The organism is Sphingobium anseongense (assembly GCF_037725245.1).
GTDB lineage: Bacteria > Pseudomonadota > Alphaproteobacteria > Sphingomonadales > Sphingomonadaceae > Sphingobium.
In genome coordinates this window covers 168646-187866 of record NZ_JBBJUL010000004.1, presented here as the reverse complement: position 1 = coordinate 187866, position 19221 = coordinate 168646, and the positions used below count along the sequence as shown (strand labels likewise).

16 protein-coding genes are annotated in these 19221 nt (G+C 67.3%); 2 read left to right on the top strand and 14 right to left on the bottom strand.

Annotation, left to right across the window (positions count from 1 at the left end):
* The 13 genes from WG908_RS07245 to WG908_RS07185 form a co-directional block, all read right to left on the bottom strand.
* Complete coding sequence (locus WG908_RS07245) at positions 1–1899, bottom strand: XrtA/PEP-CTERM system amidotransferase (protein ID WP_340185893.1); 1899 nt, start codon at positions 1897–1899, stop codon at positions 1–3.
* Positions 1900–1909: 10 nt separating this feature from the next.
* Entirely contained in the window at positions 1910–3439 is a 1530-nt protein-coding gene (xrtA, locus tag WG908_RS07240; RefSeq protein WP_340185892.1) for an exosortase A, read from the bottom strand.
* On the bottom strand, positions 3436–4635 hold the full coding sequence (locus WG908_RS07235) for a TIGR03087 family PEP-CTERM/XrtA system glycosyltransferase (RefSeq protein ID WP_340185891.1): 1200 nt from the start codon (positions 4633–4635) through the stop codon (positions 3436–3438). Before WG908_RS07235 ends, xrtA begins: the two co-directional genes overlap by 4 nt.
* On the bottom strand, positions 4632–5690 hold the full coding sequence (locus WG908_RS07230; protein WP_445326679.1) for a FemAB family XrtA/PEP-CTERM system-associated protein: 1059 nt from the start codon (positions 5688–5690) through the stop codon (positions 4632–4634). Before WG908_RS07230 ends, WG908_RS07235 begins: the two co-directional genes overlap by 4 nt.
* 73 nt (positions 5691–5763) lie before the next feature.
* Positions 5764–6825 carry a FemAB family XrtA/PEP-CTERM system-associated protein gene (locus tag WG908_RS07225; protein ID WP_340185890.1) on the bottom strand — a complete coding sequence of 354 codons (1062 nt, stop codon included), beginning with the start codon at positions 6823–6825 and terminating at the stop codon, positions 5764–5766.
* A complete protein-coding gene (locus tag WG908_RS07220) occupies positions 6822–7670 on the bottom strand; it encodes an XrtA system polysaccharide deacetylase (RefSeq protein ID WP_340185889.1) in 849 nt (282 codons plus the stop codon). The genes WG908_RS07225 and WG908_RS07220 overlap by 4 nt, the downstream gene beginning before the upstream one ends.
* Positions 7671–7728: 58 nt before the next feature.
* A complete protein-coding gene (locus WG908_RS07215) occupies positions 7729–9075 on the bottom strand; it encodes an XrtA/PEP-CTERM system-associated ATPase (RefSeq protein WP_340185888.1) in 1347 nt (448 codons plus the stop codon).
* Positions 9076–9107: 32 nt separating this feature from the next.
* Positions 9108–10709 (bottom strand): hypothetical protein, encoded by a 1602-nt coding sequence (locus WG908_RS07210; protein WP_445326678.1) that lies wholly within the window; start codon positions 10707–10709, stop codon positions 9108–9110.
* A 3-nt stretch (positions 10710–10712) separates the two neighbouring features.
* Positions 10713–11633 carry an AAA family ATPase gene (locus WG908_RS07205; protein WP_340185887.1) on the bottom strand — a complete coding sequence of 307 codons (921 nt, stop codon included), beginning with the start codon at positions 11631–11633 and terminating at the stop codon, positions 10713–10715.
* Positions 11634–11647: 14 nt separating this feature from the next.
* The gene (locus tag WG908_RS07200) at positions 11648–13165 is read right to left on the bottom strand and encodes an XrtA system polysaccharide chain length determinant (protein ID WP_340185886.1); all 1518 of its coding nucleotides are present in this window, start codon (positions 13163–13165) and stop codon (positions 11648–11650) included.
* Positions 13166–13167: 2 nt separating this feature from the next.
* Entirely contained in the window at positions 13168–13812 is a 645-nt protein-coding gene (locus WG908_RS07195; protein ID WP_340186066.1) for an XrtA/PEP-CTERM system exopolysaccharide export protein, read from the bottom strand.
* A 133-nt stretch (positions 13813–13945) separates the two neighbouring features.
* Positions 13946–15178 (bottom strand): pyridoxal-dependent decarboxylase, exosortase A system-associated, encoded by a 1233-nt coding sequence (locus tag WG908_RS07190; protein WP_340185885.1) that lies wholly within the window; start codon positions 15176–15178, stop codon positions 13946–13948.
* A complete protein-coding gene (locus WG908_RS07185; protein ID WP_340185884.1) occupies positions 15175–16695 on the bottom strand; it encodes an acyl-CoA ligase (AMP-forming), exosortase A system-associated in 1521 nt (506 codons plus the stop codon). Before WG908_RS07185 ends, WG908_RS07190 begins: the two co-directional genes overlap by 4 nt.
* Before the next feature lie 49 nt (positions 16696–16744).
* On the opposite strand from WG908_RS07185, the gene WG908_RS07180 reads away from it, so the two are divergent.
* Positions 16745–17761 (top strand): GNAT family N-acetyltransferase, encoded by a 1017-nt coding sequence (locus WG908_RS07180; RefSeq protein ID WP_340185883.1) that lies wholly within the window; start codon positions 16745–16747, stop codon positions 17759–17761.
* Positions 17762–17788: 27 nt separating this feature from the next.
* Positions 17789–18076, top strand: a complete 288-nt coding sequence (locus tag WG908_RS07175) for a phosphopantetheine-binding protein (protein ID WP_340185882.1) — start codon at positions 17789–17791, stop codon at positions 18074–18076.
* Positions 18077–18136: 60 nt separating this feature from the next.
* On the opposite strand, the gene trxB is transcribed toward WG908_RS07175, so the two are convergent.
* Complete coding sequence (trxB, locus tag WG908_RS07170) at positions 18137–19099, bottom strand: thioredoxin-disulfide reductase (protein ID WP_340185881.1); 963 nt, start codon at positions 19097–19099, stop codon at positions 18137–18139.
* Positions 19100–19221 lie beyond the last annotated feature (122 nt).

The window sequence follows — 19221 nt, the reverse complement described above, 5'->3', positions numbered from 1 at the left end:
CTATCGCAGGCCGAACATAGTCCCCAGCGCCTTGTCCAGCATCAGCAATTGCCACAGCAGCCGGCCATGATCGGACACGCCCGACCGATGATCGGCCGCCACCCTGGCCAGTTGCGCGGTATCGAACCAGCCGGTCCTGGCCAGCGCCGATCCGCCCGCGATCGCGCTCGCCTCGCCCGCCAGGGCACCCCTGAACCAGGCGCTGATCGGCGTCACGAACCCCATCTTGGTCCGATAGAGAATATCCTGGGGCAGATAGGCTTCCATCGACTTTTTCAGCAGATATTTCCCGCTGTTGCCGCGAATGCGCTGGTTGACCGGCAGGCGCGCGGCGAATTCGACCAGCCGGTGGTCGAGCAGAGGCTCGCGCGCCTCCAGGCTGACGGCCATGCTCATCCGGTCGGTCTTGGTCAATATGTCGCCGGGCAGCCAGATCTTGATGTCGGCATATTGGGCGCGGTCGAGCGCGTCGCGCGCGGGCGCATCGCGCATCGCCCTGACATAGCGGTCCTCGGCCCGGTGACCCTGCAAGCCTGTCTTGAATTCGGCGCTGTAGAGCCGCTGGCGCAGCGCATGGGGGCTGATGCCCACGGACGCCGCATAGGCTTCGCCCCCGTCCCCCGCCAGTTCCAGCAGCGTCGATTTCGCCCGCAGCACGCGCGGCGCCCAGTCCGCCTTGGGGTAATAGCGCCCCAGCGTTCCGAACAGCGGCTGGCGCACCGACGCGGGCAAAAGGCCGCGCACCCGCTCGCCCTGCAACTGGAACCGATGCCGTCGATAGCCCGCAAAGGCCTCGTCCGCGCCGTCCCCCGACAATGCCACCGTCACCTGCTCGCGCGCCAGTTCGCACACCCGGTAGGTCGGCAGTGCGGAGGCATCGGCGAACGGTTCGTCGAAATGATGCGCCAGGCGGTCGATCAGCCCGTAATCGTCGGGCGACACGATCCGCGTGCGATGATCGGTGGCAAAGCGCCGGGCGACACGGTCGGCATAGGCCGTCTCGTCGAGCGCCGCGACATCGAAGCCGATCGTGCAGGTCTTGACCGCCTGACCCGACGCTTCGGCCATCAGCGCGACGACGCTGCTGCTGTCGACTCCGCCCGACAGGAATGCGCCCAGCGGCACATCGGCGACCATGCGCGATCGCACCGCCGCGCGCAGCAGCGCGACCAGTTCCTCCTCCAGCGCTTGCGGCGTTGCGCGGCTGCGCTCGGCAAAGCTCACATCCCAGTAGCGCACCGGCGCCGGCATCGGCCGCCCCCGCACCAGCCGCAGCGTCTCCCCCGCGCCCAGCTTCTTCACCCCCGCCACCAGGCAGGCGTCGTCGGGGACATAGCCATAGGCCATATAATCCTCGACCGCGGTCAGGTCGGGCGCGCGGCGCAGCAGCGGATGGGCGATCAGGCTCTTCAATTCCGATCCGAAGATCAGGCTGCCGTCGGACAGTTGCGCATAATGAAGCGGCTTGACCCCCAGCCGGTCGCGCACCAGCCACAGCGCCTGCGCCCGCGCATCGAACAGCGCAAAGGCGAACATGCCGTCGAACCGCTCGACACAGGCTTCTCCCCACTGCCGATACCCATGCAGGATGACTTCGGTATCGCTATGGGTGCGGAACATATGGCCCTTGGCCACCAGTTCGGCCCGGACCTGCGCGAAATTGTAGATTTCGCCGTTGAAAACCACCGCCAGGCTCTCGTCCTGCGTCAGCATCGGCTGCGCCCCGCCGCCGATGTCGATGATCGACAGCCGCAAATGCCCCAACCCTACGCCCGGCGCGGTCCACACGCCGCTGCCGTCCGGCCCGCGATGCGGCATCGCCTCCAGCATCCTGGCGACGCGCGCCGGATCGACCGGCTTGGCCGTCTCCAGATGAAAAATGCCCGCTATCCCACACATGTGACCGGCCTTATCGGATAGCGAGGCTGCGGTCAGCCAATTCCTGCACCAGCCCCAGATCGCGCAGGAAGGCGTCGATCGCGCGGTCGGCCGGCGCGCCTTCGCGTTGCTCGGCGGAAATCACTATCGCCATGGCCCGCTGGTCGCGCCCCAGCAGGCGAGCGACGAGCGTGTCGAGCTTGACCCGCGTCCTGCTGCCGGTCAGCGCCCCGCCGCCCACCTTGTAGAAAGTGACGGCGTGCCGGACGACGGGACCGGGGGCGGTGATCTGCTCGCCATGTCCGCCGGGCGGCGCGGGCGCGGGCGAGGACCATACCCACTGGCTGTCGGGATCGGCCGCCCCCTGCGCGAAGCCGACCAGCTCGCGCCCCTCCGCCTGGTGGGAAAATGCGGCAATGAAGAGGTCGACGGTCTGCCCGTCGCGGTCGCGGTAGCGCCCGGCGACGAAACGATCAGCGCCGTCGAAACGCGGCCGCCAAGGATGGGCCTGCGCCGCATCGGTGCGGGTCCAGCCGGACACGGGCGGCAGCGCCACCGTCTGCGGCAATGCCCCGGAGGCGCCGGCCGAAACGACCAGCCACAGCGGCGAGGCCATGGCGAGCATCAGCGCCGCCGCGGTGATCGCCGTCAGGCTCCGGCGGACGGGCGCTGCGCCCTGAAGGCGCGCCGGGTCGAACCACGGATCGCCCGGCTTGCGGTCGAAAAAGGGCCAGGCCGCCGCCATCGCCAGCGTGATGACGATGGCGAAGAAGATCCAGCCGAAAACGACATGGTCGAACCCCACCGCCGCGTCGACCGTGGTCAGGTGCGCGACCAGGATGGTGGCGAAGGCGCGCACGCCGTTGGCGAAGATCGACAGCGCCAGCGCGCCGACCAGAAACGCGATCCGGCGCCGCCAGCTGCGAAAGCAGACGTTGCAGACGAGCGCGCCATAGGCGGTCATGGCGATCAGGAATTTCGCGCCGGAACAGGCTTCGGCCACCTCGAAATAGCCGGTCGGGGTGGTGATGAAGATCCCTTCGATATGCGCGGGCACGCCGGCCAGCGCCAGGAAGACCATCGACAGCCGCGCGGTCAGCAGTTGCAGGGCGGGAACGATTTCCTCGCCGGCGGGGATCATGAAAAGGGCATAGAAGAGCGGGAAGGCAAGCGCCCGCGCCACCGCAGGGCCCAGCAGCGCGATCACCCCGCCCTGAAGCATCACGACAAGCCCCGCCTGCCGCACCATCGCCACGCTCGCCGCTTCGCCCAGCATCCATCCGACAGCGCCCGCCGCCAGCCAAAGCAGGCCCGGCGCCCAGGCGACTGGGGTAATCTGGCGCAGGCCCGGCAAGCGTTGCTGCACCAGCCAGGCGATCAGCGGCGGGATGAACAGGCAGTGGCCAAAGGTCGATGCGGTCCACCAGATCGTCACCATGTCGACGACGTCGCGCGCGAATATCAGCAGGATCGCGCAGGACAGAAGGCCAAGCGCGACAAGATGGCCGCGCCATCCGGTCAGGTCGACGGACGACCGCAAGGCGAGCGCTACGCCTTTCATGGCTCCAGCATCGCCGGCAGGCCGGACAGCGTGGCGGACCAGCGATAGCGCGCGTCCATCCGCGCGCGCGCGGCCAGCCCCATCGCGCGAGCGCGCACCGGATCGTCGATCAGGGCGCAGACGGCGGCGGCCTCCGCCGCCGGGTCGTCAGCGACCAGCAGATGCTCACCCGCCTGCGCGTCTATCCCCTCGGCCGCCTGGCGCGATGCGACGACGGGGCGGGCCATGGCCATGGCTTCCAGCACCTTGTTCTGAACGCCGCGGGCGATGCGCAGCGGCGCGACGACGACATCGGCCGCCGCCAGCCAGCCGCGCGTATCGGCAACCGACCCGGTGACGACGACGCCGGGCAACTGGCCGAGCATGGCAACGGCGGGATCGGGATTGCGCCCGACGATGGCAAAGCGCGCCTGCGGGTGCATCGCGCGAATGGCGGGCATCGTGTCGCGCGCAAAGCTTTGCGCCGCTTCGACATTGGGGCGATAGTCCATCTGGCCGGTGAAGACGATCAGCGGCCCGTCACCCCCGTCCACCGCCGTAAAATCGGCGGCGGGATCGAAAAAGTCGAGCGCCACGCCATTGTCGAGCGCGCGGACCTTGTCCGGCCCAAGGCCGCTGGCGCGGCGGAACAACGCGGCTTCGGCTTCGCTGACGAATGTGGACAGGTCGGCGCGCGCGGCGACGGCGCGTTCGAAATCGAACAGCACCCTGCCCTCGCGACGGTTGATCCACGCCATCGGCCCGCGCCCCTGCGCGCCATAGGCGGCATATTTGGCCGAATCGAAATCGACGAAGTCCATCAGGAAGCGGACGCCCACAGGCAGCGTCGGCACGAAATGCGCCATCTGCGCCGAATAGGCGACGACCGCGGCGATCGGCCGCTCGGCGATCGTCCGGGCCACCCAGCGGTGCAGGGCTGGACGATCGAACAGCGCAACCAGCAGCGGCTGGCGCTTTGCAAGGCCCATCAGCCCGGCGACGACCTTCGGTCGATCGCGCCGCAGCACGCACTGGCTGGCGCTGATCGCCATCATGTCGGACGCAAAGCCCATGTCGCGATCATCGTCGGCAAAGCAGCCGACATGCACCGGCGCGATCCGTGCCAGCGCATTCAACAGGTTATAGGATCGGATCTTGTCCCCGCGATCGGGCGGAAAGGGGATGCGATGGCACAGGAACAATATGTCCCCCTTCATCCCAGCCCCCGCGCGATATGCGGGCCGATCAGGTTGGCGACCGACAATGGCAGCTTCTTCCACAGGTCGACCTTGCGCCGATATTGCGGGGACAGCGGATTGACGTCGCGCGTCGCCCGGCCGGGTCTGGTGCGGACGGCATAGCCGAGCGGCTGGCCGTCGAAGCCCCAGCTTTTCTTCCACGCGGCGGGACCGGTGCCGACCTTGGACCGGCCGAAATCGAACATCGTGCAGCCGCGTTCGCGCGCATCGCGCATCAGCAGGAAATAGAGGACCTCGTTCGATCGCATCGCGCGCGCGTCGTCGCCCGCCCCATGCCAATAGGGCATGCACGCGCCGCCATGATAAAAGGCGATGACGGCCGACAGCGGCCGCCCGTCCTTCGACACCAGCGCGATGATCGCATCGTCGCCGAACTGGTCCATGATCCTGTCGAACAGCGCGCGCGGAAAGACCGGTGTGCCCAGATGATGCACGCTTTGGGCGTAAAGCCGGTAATGGATGTCGCGCAGCCGCTTGTCCCGGCCGGTTTCGAAGGCAAGGCCCTTGTCCAGCCCTTTGCGGATTTCGGCGCGATGACGCTTGGGCACGGCCTTCAATTCCGCGTCGTCATCGACCGCAAGCGCGCGCGCGAAGCCCAGATAGGCGTCGGCCTTGATCTCCCATCCGGCGGGCGCGGGGCCGCCGCGCAGCTCGACGGTCGCGCAGCCAAGCTGTTCCGCCAGCGTCCAGCACGCATCGGCCAGCAGTTGCGGCGCCCTGCGATCGCTCGCCAATATGCCGCCATCGACGGCAAAGCCACTGCCCACCAGCGCGTGGCCGAACAGATGCGAACGGATGTGGGTCAGCGGCAAAAGCCCGACGATCTCGCCCGAAAGCGACCGGGCGACCAGCAGGATCGCCTTCTGGCCGGTGCCCGCTTCCACTCCGCTTATCCAACCGGGACGATGAAAGGGCGTGCCATCGGGATGGGCGCGGACCCATGCGTCGACCTGCGCCATCAGCGCCGCATCGCCCAGCCGCGCCTGTTCGACCACCAGGCTGATGTCAGTCATCGCACTCATTACCGGCAGGCCCCCAAGGATTGCCGCCATCCTATCGCCAGGAGCTGAAGATTATATGTGCGTTTCATCCGAGGCCGCGCGCGATCAGGGGGCCGATCAGATTGGCGACCGGCAGCGGCAAGCGCTTCCACAGCGCGATCCGCCGCTGATATTTGGGGTTTGTCGGGTTGATGTCGCGCTGGTCCGGTCCGAAATGGTGATAGATCAGCGGGACGGGATCGAAACCCCAGCTTTTCTTCCACGCCGCCTGCCCGGTGCCAGCCTTGGATCGGCCGAAATCGAAATGGGTCATGCCGCGCGCGCGGCCATGGCGCATCAGGCGATAATACATCAGCTCATTGGCGCGCAGCCCGCGCGCCTCGCTCAGCCCGCCGCCCCAGAAGGGCATGACCATGCCGCGATGATAAAGGGTCAGCACCGCCGACACCGGTCGGCCATCGTGCCGGACGATTATTATGTCGGCGTCCGGCGCGAACCGCGTCAGCACCGCGCGGAACAGCGCGGCGGGGAAAACCGGCGTGCCAAGGTTGCGAACGCTGGTCGCATAGACATGATAATGGTCGCGCAGCAGTTCGGCGCCGCCGACTTCCACGGTCAGCGCGGGGTTGGCCAGCGCCTTGCGCACTTCCGCGCGGTGCTTGCGCGGGACCGCCAGCAATTCGGCCTCATCGTCCGCCGCCAGCACGCGCATGAAGCCCAGATAGCTGTCGCCATCGCTGCGCCAGCCGTCCCCCGGCGTCGCGCCGCCGCGCAATTCGATGGACAGGCCGCCAAGGTCGTCAGCCAGCCGCCGGGCCGAACGCACGAGCATTGCGGCGATCGCGGCATCGTCGGCCAGCACCCCGCCATCGACGGCGAAGGCCGACGACACCAGCGCCTGCCCGAACAGGCGGCTGCGTACATGGGTGATCGGCAACAGCCCGGCGATGCGGCCCGCGGGTGACACCGCCGCCAGCATATGCGCGCGATTGCCGGTGCCCTGTTCGACCGCGGCCAGCCATGCCGGGCGATGAAACGCCGTGCCGTCCGCCCGCGCCAGCACATAGGCGTCGGCGGCCGCGACCAGGGTGGGATCGCGCAGGTTCAGCGTCGTCACCCCCAGGTCGCATCCTGTTCCCACGATCATGCCGCCCGCTCCGCTTCCCGCGCCGCCAGGACATCGACCCGGCCCCAGGCGAAATCCCTCGTCAATCGCCGCAACTTCGGCGCCATCGCGCGCAGGTTGGTATAGTGCCGCAGCCGCGACCGCAGCGGCGCATCGGCCACGCGGGGCTGGTCCGGGTCGATTTCCCACGGGTGGAAATAGATGATCGCGGGCCGCTGTGCCTCGTCATTCACCTGGGTGATCGCCCAGCGCGAAAAGGCATAGGGCAACAGGCGGAAAAAGCCGCCGCCGCCCGCGGCCAGCGTGCGTCCGCGCCATTTGGCGGTCGTCACCGGCAATTCGATGAAGTCCGCATCCGGCACCGGCTTCCACGCAAAGCGTGGCGATTGCGGCCAGCCATAATGGTCATGCTTTATCGGCGCGACGCTGCTGGAATAGGCATAGCCCTGTTCGGCCAAGATCGGGTGCGCCCATGGCGTGCGCGCGTCGATCGAGAAACTGGGCGCGCGATAGCCCGTCACCGCCTGCCCCGATGCATCCTCCAGCAACCCGCGCGCCCGCGCCAGGTCGGCGCGAAACTGTTCGGGCGTGAAGGTGAAGACGCGGGCATGATCATAGCCGTGGCTGGCAAGTTCGTGCCCCGCCGCGACGATGCGGCGCATCAATGCGGGATAGCGTTCGGCCACCCAGCCCAGCGTGAAGAATGTCGCCTTGACCCCCGCCTCGTCGAACAGCGCCAGCACCGCGTCGGTGTTGCGCTCGACGCGATGGGACAGGCCATCCCAGTCGGCGCGGCTGATCGTGCGCTCGAAAGCGCCGACCTGGAACCAGTCCTCCACATCCACCGACAGGGCGTTCTGCATCATATCCACTCTGGCCGGTGCGTCCCGGCCGGGCAAGCCGGGATGTAAGCCCGCAGGGCGTTCAGGCAGCGGCGGTGCTGGCCATCTGGTCCTCGCGCTCCACCCAGTCGACCAGCAGGGTCAGCACCCGGCGCAGCGCCGCATCCTGTTCCTGCGCGCTCGCCTCCAGCCGGTTCAGCCGGTCGTCGATGATGCCAAGGCAATCGCGCAGCGCGTCCGGATCGACCAGTTCGGGCAGGGGGCCGGGCATCGGCATCTTGACGAGCGCCGCGCGCAATTGCGCGACTTCCTCGCGCAGAGCTTCGATTTCGGCATAGGCCTCGCTGTTGTCGACTGTGCCCGCAACCGGGGCGGCGGTAAAGGCCGGGGCAGCAAAGGCCGGCTGGGGCATGGCGAAGGGAGCGGCGGGCGCTTCCTCGATCGCTTCCTCTTCGACCGGCTCTGCGACGGCGACGTCCGGTTCCTCGACCGCCGCGACATGATCAGGCTCGGCGGCCGGCTCTGCGTCCATCATCGCTGCCGGCTCAAGCATCAGTTCGACATCGACATCGACATCGGCGTCGAGCGGCGACGGCGCGATGGCCGCGGGCTGGGCTTCGCTGTCGACATTCATGTCGTCCACCACCGCCCGAACCACGTCGGCGTCGATCAGCGCCAGCTGGTCGATCGCGCCCATCAGCAGCACGCGGCTGGCGAGCGCATTGACCCGGCGCGGCACGCCGCCGGTCGCGGCATAGATCGCGGCGAAGGCCTGCGGCGTAAACGCCGGATTGCCGGCCCAGCCGACAATCGACAGGCGATGGATGATATAAGGTTCGACCTCTTGCGCCATCATCGGTTCCAGATGATGGGTGGCGATGACGCGCTGGCGCAGCTGTTCCAGTTCGGGCGATTTGAGCAAATCGCGGAATTCGGGCTGGCCGAGCAGGAATATCTGGAGCAGCGACTGGCCGCCAAGCTGGAAATTGCTCAGCATCCGCAATTCCTCGATCGCCGAGACGGGCAGGTTCTGCGCTTCGTCGACGATCAGCAGCGAGCGGCGGCCGGCGCGCGCCTGGGCGTGGAGGAAGGCTTCGATGCGCTGGAGCAGCTGCGCCTTGGGCGCGCCGTCGATCGCAACGCCGAAGCTTTGCGCCGCCAGCCGCAGCATGTCGTCGCCTTCGACCTGGGTCGACACGATCTTGACTGCGGTCAGGCGCGACGGATCTATCGTTTCCATCAAATGGCTGACCAGCGTCGTCTTGCCCGCGCCGATATCGCCGGTGATGACGATGAAGCCTTCACCCTGCGCCAGGCCATAGCCCAGATAGGACAGCGCCTTGCGATGGGTCGCGCTTTCGAAATAGAAATGCGGGTCCGGCGTCAGCTGGAAGGGCCGGCCCTGCAATGCGTAGAACTGATCGTACATGCCCTGTTTCTCCGTCCCCGGCCGTGGCGGCTCTAGAAGCTGTAACGAAGGCCAAGCTGGCCCATCGCGCTGATGATGGTGTCGATATCGTCGGCCTTCACGCCGTCGACCCCGACCGAAGCCGATGCCGACAGGCGGCGGGTGATGCCGCGATAATAGCTGGTGAAGCCGCCATAGTTGAGCGTGTCGGTCCGGCCGCCGCTGGCGTCGAAATAATTGACGTAAACGACGCTTTCCAGGCTGCTGTTGTCGTTGATGGTGTAGGTGACGGAACCGTTGCCATACCAGTTTTCGTCGCTCGACCCGCGAATGATGACGGCGTCGGTGCGCGGGGTGATGAACTTGCGCTGCGAATAGCCCGCGCCCAGCCCCCAGCCCCACGGACCGCGCCGCCTGGAATATTGCGCGGCAACGCCCCGATAGCGGAAATTCGCGTCTGTGATTCCCGACAGCCCGTCGTTGAAGCACTGGCCGCCGCCGGTGGTGGAAAAGGCGCAGCCGGTGATATTGCCGGTAAACGGATTGCGCACCACGTCGAGGTTGCCCGAAAGCGCCGCGACATTGGCGTTGATGACCCGGCCAAAGCTGTCGATGCCGTCGAACACCGCCACGCCAAAGCTGCTGTCGCGGCCCTGCCAGGTGAAGCTGCCCTGATAGGTCATGCCGCCATAGCGTTCGCCCACCCGCGCTTCGAGCGCGGTGCGACGGCTGGGCCGCCACAGGACGCCCGCGTCCCAGATCAGGCCGTCCTGATCGTAGATCAGCGCGCGCGGCGAGCTTTCGTCGGTGACATAGCGGCCATTGACGATCAGCGGCGTGCCGTTGCCGGCGAGCAGCGGCGATCGCTGGCTGATGCTGATTTCCTCATAGCCGATGCCGCCGACCAGCGCGACCGTGGGCGTGACGGGCAGGGTCGCGTCGACCCGGCCCCACACATCCTCGAACCGCTGGTCGAGCTGGCTGGGGTCCTCGCGGACATAGCCGCCGCTGGCGACGAGACCCACGGGCAACAGCGTGCCGGGGCTGAATCCCACCGATCCGGTGAGGATGTGGGAAAGCGCATCGTCATAGGAACCGCCCGAGGGCGCACCGGGGAGCGCGACGCTGACGTCATCCTCTACCCTGGTATAGCCCAGCCGATAGGAGGCGCTGACGTCCAGCACGCCGACCTTGGTGGTGTAGGACGGGCCGACATAGCCCGAATAGACCTGGCTGGTGTAGCTGTCGTTGAGCGGCGTTGCGCCCGACAGACCGTCGCTGCGTATCCGCGTCGCAAAGCCGCCGGCTTCCAGGCTCAGCCCGCGCGCGACATGGTAACGCGCGTTGACGATCCCGCTCAGCACGTCCTGGTCGGGGGCCTGGCCGCCCCAGCCGAAGCTGTGATTATATTGGACGTCGGCCAACGCCTCGACCCGGCGGTTGTTGACCTCGGCGGTGAAGCCGGCGGACAGGTTGGTGTAGGTCAGAACATCGCCGCCGCCCCTGATCGGCGCGGTGACCACCTGATCGATGCCGACATAGGGAAGGAAGACGAGCCGCTCGTCGGCGCGCGTCTGGCCGCTTGCGGGCATGATGCCGCAGGCCAGCGCGATCGCGCCCAGCGATGCCCCGATTGTGAAGGCGTTGGCACGCACGCTTCAGTCCCCCTTGGAATAATAGCTGCCGAAGCGGCGGCCGGTCGCGGAAAATTGCACCGCATTCAGAATGAGTTGTACCTGCACCCCGCCCTTGAGCATCCCGGCGGCGTCGCGCAGCGCGCTTTCGCCGGTGCGGTCGGCGCGCACCACCAGCAGCGCGACCGCAGCATGGCTGGCGAGGACGGCGGCGGGCGATGCCGCGAGCAAGGGCGGCGAATCGAAGATCACGATCCGGTCGGGCCTGCCCTGCGTCAGCCGGTCGAGCAGGATGGCCGTGCGCGCGGACGCCAGAAATTCGGTGTCGGCGTTGCTGCGCTGCCCGGCGGGCAGGATCGCGAGCGAGGGCAGATCGGTGCGCAGGACGCAATCCTCGATTTGCACGGTCGGATCGGTCAGTGCATCCATCAACCCCGGACCGCTCGACAGGCCGAGCGCCTCGGGAATGCCGGGCTTGCCGAAATCGGCGTCGACCAGCAAAACGTCGCGGTCCTTCTCCGCCGCCAGGCTGAGCGCGAGGTTGATCGCGCAGAAGGTCTTGCCCTCGCCGCTATGGGCCGAACAGACGAGCACGCGATTTCCGCGCGGGTTGCCCGCCAGTTGGGCGATCAGGTCGCGCTTGACGATGCGAAATTCCTCGCTGAGCGCCGTCGCCTGGTCGTCGGGCAGGATATAGCCGCCCTCGACCAGCTTTTCCCGGTCGATCCGCTGGACAGGGCCGCGCCATGGCAGGGCGACAGGCGGCACCGATGGGGGCGCCGATGCGGCAGGGTCGACGACAGCCGGCGTCACCGGCGGCGGCAGGTCGGCCGGCAGTTCCATCGCCGGCGCGGCCCGTCCGCGCAAGGCGTCGGTGAAATCATACAGGTTGGTGGCGCGCTCGATCAGCGAACCGGCGGCGGCGATGGAGCTATGCTTGTTCATGTCCGGGAACTCCTTCACGCCATGCCGCGCTGGACGAATTCGACCACGATCAGCAGCAGGCACACGCCGGCCAGCGCGCCGCTGGCGCCCGCGAACCACTTCATCCGCTGCTTGTCATGCGCGATGTCGGCGGCGCTGCGCGTGCGCGTGATCGTACCGATTACCGGCAGGCCGGTCGCCCGCTCCAGCCGCGCCGCGGTGGGGAATGTGCCCTTGAGCTGGCCCATGGCAAAGGCGACGCCGGCGCCCGCCGCGATCCCCAGGATCAGGACGCCCAGCAGCAGCAGCGGCCGGTTGGGCGCCTTGGGCGCGCTGGGGACGCTGGGCGGCTGGATGACGCGGAACTGCACCGATCCGGTTTCCGACTTCACGTCGCCGCGCAGGCGGATTTCCTCGCGGTCGGAAATCAGCTTGTCATATTGGGCCTTGAGCGCCTCATATTCGCGGTCGAGCTTTTCCTGTTCGGCGGCAAGCCCCGGTTCTTCGGTCTGCTTGGCCGACATCGCATTGAGGTCCGTCTGAATCTGGTTCTTGCGCGCCTGCAATGCCTGGACGGTCGCGGCCCGTTCGGCCTGCATCGACTTGATCGACAAATAGGCCGGGTTGGGGGTGCCGCCCGCGCCGCCCCCGCCGCCGCCCTGCTTGCGCAGGGCATCGACCTGCCGCTGCGCCGCAATGACGTCGGGATGGCTGCTGGTCCATCCGCGCGATCGCATGCCCGCAAGGTCGGCCTGCGCCTGGCCCAGCGCCGATGGACCGCCGCCCGCGCCGACGCCGGGCAGCGTCGGCGGGGTGCCGACCAGCTGGCCGTTCATCGCGGAAAGCGCGCTTTGCGCCTGCATCAGCTGCGAATCGAGATTGTTGAGTTCGACCCGCGCGGCGTCCATGCGCTGGCTGATCGACCCAGCACCGGGCAACAGCCCCACATAGCGCTGCGCGAATTCGACCCGGCGCTGCTCGGCCATGGCCAGCTGCTTGCCGCGCGTCGCGACCTGCTGGTCCAGGAACGCCAGGCTCTGCCGCGTTTCACGCCGGTCGCCCGACAGATTTTCTTCCTGAAATATGTCGATCAGCTTTTGCACGATCTGCGGCGCGATCTTGGCGTTGGCGCCGTCCGAAAGGCCGCTGTCGGCCGAAGCCGCGCTGATTTCGATCATGTTGGGGTCGAGCTGTGCGACCACCTTGATATTCTCGCGCAGGGTCGTGATCTTGCCGGCGATGTCGCGCGGGCCGGATATCGTCTGGGCCAGGTCGGTGCCGCGCACCACCTTTTCCAGATTGTCGGCGCTGGCCAGCGTCTGGCGCACACGGTCCAGGTCCTGCTGCGCCTCGACCGGCGTGATGCCGATCTTGCCTTCCAGCAGCGACTGGGTCTGAACATAGACCTTGGCCTTGGATTCATAGCTGTTGGGGATCAGCGCGACTCCCAGCCAGCCGACCATGCACACGCCCCAGGCCACCGCCAGCGCCAGCCAGCGGCGGTTCCATATGCCGTGCAGCGCGATCAGGATTTCGTCGTAAAGACCGGCCATGATCAGAACATGCTTTCAGGGATGATGATGACGTCGCCCGGCGCAAGCTGGACGTTCGCCCTGGTGTCGCCGCGCTTCAACAGATCGGTCAGCCGCAGCTGATATTCCTTCTGCTTGCCGCTGGCCTTGTCGTAGCGGACCAGCCGCGCGCGGTTGCCCGCCGCATATTCGGACAGGCCGCCGACCGAAATCATCGCATCCAGCAGCGTCATGTTGGCGCGATAGGGCAGCGATGCGGGCTTTTCGGTCGCGCCCACGATCCGCACCTGCTGGCTGAACGTGCCGGAAAAATTGTTGACGATCACCGACACCAGCGGATTTTCGATATATTTGGTCAGCGCCTGCTTGATGTCGTCGGCCAGGACCTTTGGGGTCTTGCCCACCGCCGGCATGTCGGCGATCAGCGGCGTGGTGATGCGGCCATCGGGACGCACCTGGACCTTCGCGCCAAGTTCGGGATTGCGCCACACAAAGATGGTCAGGTCATCGAGCGGGCCGATGATATATTCCTCGCCCGGCCCTTCGTCGGTCGACACGAAGGACGCCGGCGGCAATTGCGGCCCGGATGAGGAGGATGCACAGCCCGCGAGCGCGATCGCCGGCAGGGATGCCCCGATAAAGGCTCGTGAAACCGACAAGAAACGCATGGTCATCACCCTCTTTTGGCTGCCATGCGCGCGAGAATCGCCAAAGAGGACCGGCGAACCCAAGCACATGGCTCTGGTCCTCCTCTTGCCGGGAAAGGGTAAAGATACCGTTAGGATTTAAGTTGCGAAAAGATCAGCCAAGTAAAAGCTGACGCGCAGGCGGATGACCAAGAAATGCCGAAGGACTTGCCGACGCGCCATAGGCGCCGGCAAGGAAGATGGCGACAAGATCGCCGGGCGCAACCGGGGGCAGCGCTACCTTGTCGCCCAGCCGGTCGATCGGCGTACACAGACAACCGACCACGGTAACGGGCTGGTCGGCGGGCGGCGCGCCGAAATGATTGGCGATGGCGATCGGATAGTTGCGGCGGACGACGGTGCCGAAATTGCCGCTGGCCGCGAGCTGGTGATGCAGGCCGCCGTCGACGACGACGAACGTCTCGCCCTGGCTGACCTTCACGTCGATGACGCGCGTGAGGTAAACCCCGGCCTCTCCCACCAGCCAGCGGCCCAGTTCGATCGCGAACTGGCCGTCCTTCAGAATGTCCGGCAGCGATTCGAGCGCGCTGTCGAGCGCGACGCCGATCGGGCGGATGTCCAGCGCCATGTCGCCGGGGAAATAGGCAAGGCCAAAGCCACCGCCCAGATTGACGAGCGGCGGGGCCATGCCGACCGCGTCGGACAGGCGAGCCGCCAGCGCGATCGTCGCCGCCTGCGTCTCTATGATCGCCATCGGGTCGAGATTCTGCGAGCCGGCGAAGATATGCCAGCCGCGCCAGTCGGCCCCGGCGTCGATCATCGCGCGGGCCAGCGCGGCGGCGCGGTCGGCATCGACGCCAAAGGGTTTGGCCCCGCCGCCCATCCGCATCCCCGATCCCTTGAGGTCGAAATCGGGATTGACCCGCACGGCAAGGCGCGGCGTGCGGCCGAGCTTTTCGGCGATGCGCAGCGCGCGCGCGCCCTCGCCCTCCGACTCAAGGTTGATCGTCACCCCGGCGAATATGGCGGCGGACAATTCATCGTCGCGCTTGCCCGGCCCTGCAAAGCTGATCCGGTCCGGCGCCATCCCGGCGTCCAGCGCCAATTCGACCTCGCCGCCCGACGCGACGTCGAAGCCGCCGACCAGCCCGGCCATCCGCGCCAGCAACGGCGCATGGGGATTGGCCTTGATCGCATAATGAAGGTGCAGCGCGGGCGGCATCGCATCGCGAAAGCGGCGGACCTGCGCTTCGACTATCCCCATGTCGTATACGAACAGCGGCATGTCGCCCGCCTCGTCGACCAGGCTCGCCGCGCCGCATCCGCCGATCAGCAGCATACCCTCCTCGGCCGCGAACCAGGGCGGGATCGGTCCCATCGGCTTCATGACGCATATTCCCCTGCAAGTGCGGCCCGGTCGATCTTGCCATTGGGGTTGCGCGGGAATTTGGCAAGCGCCCTGATCTCGCGCGGCTGCATGAAATTGGGCAGGTCGGCCTTCAGCCGCTTTTCGATCGCGGGCACATCGCCGGGGCTGGCGCGCACCAGCAGCAGCACCGCCTGCCCCAGCCGTTCGTCGCTGACCCCCAGCGCCACGGCCTCCGCAACCCCGTCGACGGCGACGGCCGCTTCCTCGATCTCGGTCGGGCTGATGCGGTTGCCGGCCGACTTGATCATCGCATCGTCGCGGCCGACGAAATACAGCAATCCTCGCGCGTCGCGCCGCACCGTGTCGCCCGACCACACCGCCATGCCGCCATAGCGCGATGCGGCCGGCGCGGCCCGGAAACGCTCGGCGGTCCGCGCCGGGTCGCGCCAATAGCCCTGCGCCACCAGCGGCCCGCAATGCACCAGCTCGCCCGGTTCATCGTCGGCGGTTACCGACCCGTCGGGTCGCACCACCAATATTTCGGCAAAGGGAATGGCCGAACCCATGCTGTCGGGATGGCTGTCGACCAATGCCGGGGGCAGGTAGGTCGAACGGAACGCTTCGGTCAGGCCATACATCGGATAAAGATCCGCGCCGGGAAAGATCGCGCGCAGCTTGCCCACCAGCGGCCGGGTCAGCGCGCCGCCGCTGTTGGTCAGCCGCCGGAGCTTGGCCGCGACTTCGGTGGGCCAGTCCAGCTCGACCAGCTGCACCCAGAGCGGCGGCACCCCGGCCAGCGTCGTGATATCCCGCCGGTCGACCGACTTGAGCACATCGCGCGGCGTCAGATAATCGAGCGGATAGACGCAGCCGCCCGATATCCAGGTCGAAAACAGCTGGTTCTGGCCATAGTCGAAGCTGAACGGCAGCACGCACAGCGTCCGGTCGGCGGGGGTCAGCCCAAGATAATCGGCCACGGCCACCGCGCCCAGCCACAGATTGGCGTGGGACAGCATCACCCCCTTGGGCCGGCCGGTCGATCCGCTGGTATAGAGGATCGCGGCCAGATCGTCGGGCGCGGCATCCGACGGCCCCAGCGCGTCGCCGCCGGTCATCGCGCAGGCGGCATCGTCCTCGCGATGGACCTCGCACCCCGGCGGCACATCGCCGTCCTTCAGCGTCGACAGCCGGCTGGCCGTGCCGATCATCAGCGCCGCGCCGCTGTCGTTCAGGATGTGCGCGACCTGCCGATGTTTGAGCAGCGGATTGACAGGCACATGGACCAGCCCCGCGCGCGGCGCGGCAAGCGGCATCAGCGCCGCGACCGGCCCCTTGGCGATCCAGCTCGCGACTCGCGCGCCCGGCTCCAGCCCGAACCGCGCCAGCCACGCCGCCAGCCGGCCCAGGCTGCATTCCAGCTCGCCATAATTTTGCGACCCCGAACGCCCGTCCAGCGCGGGCGCGTCGATGTCGCCCCGCAACAGCAGATGGTCTATGGGTCGGACGCCTTCGGAGGGGACGTTGGTTAACGGCATGTCCAGACTTATCCCTTAAGCGCGCTGGTCATGCCATGGAGATAATGGGTTGCCCGACGCAAGGGAATATCGCGGCCTGACGCAAGCACGGGAAGCCCTTGGCGGGCGGCTCGATCGCGACGCCGCGCCCTGCCTGTTCGACGGCATCGACTGGCTGCAATCGCTCCACCGCCACTGCTTTGCGCGCATGCCGGTACGGATATTGCGCGCGAACGAAGGCGATGCCGAATTGTGGCTGTTCCTGCTGTCGCCGCAAGCGCGGCGCGCCTGCGCGCTCGCCAACTGGTACAGCTTTTCCTGGAATCCGATCTTTCTGGGCAATCCCGACACGGCGCTGCGCCAGCGGCTGCTGCGTGCCGCCATCGGAATGCTGACGCCCGACGTGGCGATGGCGGACATGTTTCCCGTCACCGCCGACGATGGCACGGCGGACGAATTGATCCGCGCCTTTCGCGGCGCCGGCTGGTTCGCGGTGCGCCGGGCCTTTGGCGGACGATATGATCTGCGGCTGGACGGGCGCGACTTCGCCACCTGGTGGGCGCAGCGCCCCGGCCCGCTGCGCACGCTGGTCCGGCGCCGGTCGCGACACCCGCGCCTGACGGTCACCATCACCGACCGACTGACCGACCGCGACTGGAACGATTATGTCGCGGTCGGCGCGCGCAGCTGGAAAGAGCCGGAAACCGCCCTGCCCTTCCTGCGCGCGCTGGCGCAACGGGAAGCCGATGCCGGTGCGTTGCGCCTGGGCTTTGCGCGGCTGGACGGCGTGGCGGTCGCCACGCAATTGTGGACGATCGACCATGGCGTCGCGCTCATTCACAAGCTCGCCCATGATCGCGCCTATGACGCGCTTTCGCCCGGCACCTTGCTCAGCCATGCGATGTTCGCCCACGCCATCGACGTCGATCGGGTCGATGCGATAGATTATGGCACCGGCGACAATGGCTACAAGGCCGACTGGATGGACAGGCGGCGGACGCTCTACCGTATCGACGCCTTCAACCCGCGCTTCGCATCCAGCTGGCTGCCCGCCGCGCGCGCCGCCATTTCCGCGCTTGTCGGCTGAGCCGCAAGGCGATATTGCGACACGACTATGCGGGTACAAAATACGCAACCGGTCGACCGGACGGATTCGATCTCCACCATGGTGCGATCGCTGTTGCGGGACGTGCTTGCGCTGCCGCAACGCCAGGTCGACGACTTTACCGACGACACGCCGCTGTTCGGCGCCCTGCCCGAACTGGACTCGATGGCGGTCGCGGGACTGCTCACCGAAATGGAAGACCGGCTCGACATCATCATCGAGGATGACGATATCGACGGCGACACCTTCGAAACCTTCGGCACGCTGGTGGCGTTCGCAACCGCTAAGGTCGGCTGACCGCACCCGTTCGGACAGAGCGAGAGCTAAGCCGCTTCGCTCCGGGCGAACGGACGACAATCACGCCGCCGCAACAGCCTCGAAATCCGCCTCCGCCAGGAATTTTTCGACATCGAGCGCGGCCATGCACCCCATGCCCGCCGCCGTCACCGCCTGGCGATAGATTTTGTCGGTGACGTCGCCCGCCGCGAACACGCCGGGGATGGACGTGCGCGTCGTGCCTTTTTCGACCAGCAGATAGCCTTCGTCCATCGGCAGCTTGCCCGCGAACAATTCGGTCGCGGGATGATGGCCGATCGCGACGAAGCCGCCGTCGGTCGGCTCGTGCGACGCTTCGCCCGTCACCGTGTCGATCAGGTCCACGCCGATCAGCCCCTCAGGCGTGCCGCCGCCGACGAAGCGTGCGACTTCCTTGTTCCACAGCACCTTGATATTGGGGTGCGCGTGCAGCCGCTGTTGCAGGATCTTTTCCGCGCGCAGCGTGTCGCGACGATGAATCAGCGTCACGTCATGGCTGTGGTTGGTCAGGTACAGCGCCTCTTCGACCGCCGTGTTGCCGCCGCCGATCACCACCACCTTCTTGCCGCGATAGAAGAACCCGTCGCACGTCGCGCACGCGCTCACGCCCTTGCCAGCCAGATGCTCCTCGCCCGGCACTCCCAGCCATTTCGCCTGCGCGCCCGTGCAGATCACCAGCGTGTCGCAGACATAGACGGTGCCGCCGTCGCCGGTCAGGCGGAACGGCCGCTCGGACAGGTCGACATCGACAATCTGATCATAGACCATCTGCGCGCCGACATGCTCGGCCTGCGCCTGCATCTGCTCCATCAGCCACGGTCCCTGGATGACGTCGCGGAAACCCGGATAATTTTCGACATCGGTGGTGATCGTCAACTGCCCGCCCGGCTGCATCCCCTGCACCACGATCGGCGCCAGCCCCGCCCGCGCGCCATAAATGGCGGCGGACAGCCCGGCGGGGCCGGACCCCAGGATCAGCATGCGGGTGGAGTGGGTGGCGGTCATGACAGGCTTTCTTCCGATGATTCGTCTGGGTGGAGAAATAGGGGGCAACCGCATCGACGCAAGCCGATGCCGCACGAGGATTATGTTTGCGCCAGGATAGGCGGGGATCGGCGGGCGTGAAA